General features: G+C 66.6%; 3 protein-coding genes. All 3 read left to right on the top strand.

Annotated features, from left to right (window positions below):
* The coding region (locus AC4FWB_RS33910; protein ID WP_491030569.1) for an aminotransferase class V-fold PLP-dependent enzyme at nucleotides 1-668 on the top strand (668 nt) is incomplete at its 5' end.
* A gap of 10 nt (nucleotides 669-678) precedes the next feature.
* Nucleotides 679-1,641: an HpcH/HpaI aldolase/citrate lyase family protein gene (locus AC4FWB_RS33905; RefSeq protein ID WP_491030568.1), complete on the top strand. Its 963-nt coding sequence runs from the start codon at nucleotides 679-681 to the stop codon at nucleotides 1,639-1,641.
* A gap of 19 nt (nucleotides 1,642-1,660) precedes the next feature.
* A partial coding sequence (locus tag AC4FWB_RS33900) for an ATP-grasp domain-containing protein (protein WP_491030567.1) occupies nucleotides 1,661-2,108 on the top strand: 448 nt, incomplete at its 3' end.

Genomic DNA, 2,108 nt, shown 5'->3' with positions numbered 1-2,108 from the left:
TCGGCTCGATCGACTTCCGCCAGGAGGAATGGCGCGTCGACTGCGCCGTCAGCGGCTCGCAGAAGGGTTTCATGCTGCCGGCCGGCCTCGGCTTCCTGTCGGTCAGCCAGAAGGCGCTGGCCGCCTCCAGGACCGCGACCCACCACCACTGCTACTTCTCCTTCGAGGACATGATCCGCACCAACGACACCGGCTATTTCCCCTACACGCCGGCCACCCAGTTGCTGCGCGGCCTGCGCGCCTCGCTCGACTTGATTGCCGAGGAAGGGCTGGACAACATCTTCGCCCGTCATCATCGCCTGGCCGAGGGCGTGCGCAAGGCGGTCGACGCCTGGGGGCTTAAGTTGTGCGCCAAGCAGCGCAAATGGCACTCCGACACGGTCAGCGCCATCCTGGTGCCGGAAGGCATCGACAGCGCCGACGTCGTCAAGCGCGCCTATCGCACCTACCAGACGTCGCTTGGCGGCGGCCTCAACAAGGTGGCCGGCAAGGTCTTTCGCATCGGCCATCTCGGCTGGCTGAACGAGGTGATGGTGCTTGGATCGCTTGCCGCCGCCGAGTTGGCGCTGCTCGATTGCGGCGTCGACCTGGCGCCGGGCTCCGGCGTGGCGGCCGCGATCGAACATTTCCGGCGCACCGCCGCGATGCCGGTCGCCGAGGCGGCGTGAGGAACGGACGATGAGCCACACCATCAACCACCTCAAGAAACTGAGACTCCAGCGCAGCGAGCTGGCGGTTCCGGGCTCCAGCCCCGAGATGATCGACAAGGCGGCGAACAGCGCCGCCGACTTCGTCTTCCTCGACATCGAGGACGCGGTGGCGCCGCCCGACAAGGAACGCGCCCGCAAGAACATCATCCAGGCGCTCAACGACATCGACTGGCGCGCCAAGGGCAAGACCGTCTCGGTGCGCATCAACGGCCTCGACACGCATTACATGTACCGCGACGTCGTCGACGTCATGGAACAGGCCGGCGACCGGCTGGACACCATCCTGGTGCCGAAGGTCGGCGTGCCGGCCGACCTCTATATGGTCGAGGCCATGGTCAACCAGATCGAGATGGCCAAGGGTTTCAAGACCCGTGTCGGCCTCGAGGCGCTCATCGAGACGGCGCTCGGCATGGCCAATGTCGAGGCGATCGCCGCCACGCCCGGCCGGCTGGAAGCCATGCATTTCGGCGTCGCCGACTATGCCGCCAGCAACAAGGCGCGCACCGTCAACATCGGCGGGCTCAACCCCGACTATCCCGGCGATCAGTGGCATTTTGCCCTGTCACGGATGACGGTCGCCTGCCGGGCCTACGGCTTGCGCGCCATCGACGGACCGTTCGGCGATTTCTCCGATCCGGAAGGTTACACGGCGGCCGCCAGGCGCGCCGCCGCCCTCGGCATCGAAGGCAAATGGGCGATCCACCCCTCGCAGATCGCTTTGGCCAACGAGGTGTTCTCGCCGCCGGAAAAGGAAGTCACGCGGGCCCGGCGCATCCTCGAGGTGCTGAAGGAAGCCGAAGCGCTCGGCAAGGGTGCTGCCGCGCTCGACGGCAAGATGATCGACGCGGCATCGGAGCGCATGGCGCGCAACGTGCTGGTGGTGAGCGAGGCGATCGAGCGCGCCGGCCAGGCGCATAGCGCGGCGCACTGACAATTACCGGGAGGACAAGATGGACATTCACGAATACCAGGCCAAGGAACTGCTGGCCCGCCACGGCGTGCATGTGCCGCGCGGCGGCCTCGCCTACAGCCCCGAGCAGGCGACCTACCGGGCGCGCGAGATCGGCGGCGCCAAATGGGTGCTGAAGGCGCAGGTCCATTCCGGCGCGCGCGGCAAGGCCGGCGGCATAAAACTCTGTTCCAATGACGAGGAGATCGCCAACGCGGCCGAAGCCATGCTCGGCCGCAAGCTGGTGACCCAGCAGACCGGTCCGCGCGGCAAGCTGATCTCGCGCCTTTATCTCGAGGAAGCGGTCGACATCGCGCAGGAGCTCTATCTCGGCTTCGTGCTCGACCGGAAGGAAGAGCGCGTCATGATCGTGGCGTCGGCCGCCGGCGGCATGGAGATCGAGGACATCTCGGAAAAGAAACCGGATTCCATCATCCGCGCCACGGTCG

The sequence above is a fragment of the Mesorhizobium sp. LEGMi-168a genome (assembly GCF_058312955.1).
Note: the sequence above shows the minus strand (reverse complement) of the source record. Positions and strands in the feature narration are given on the sequence as shown.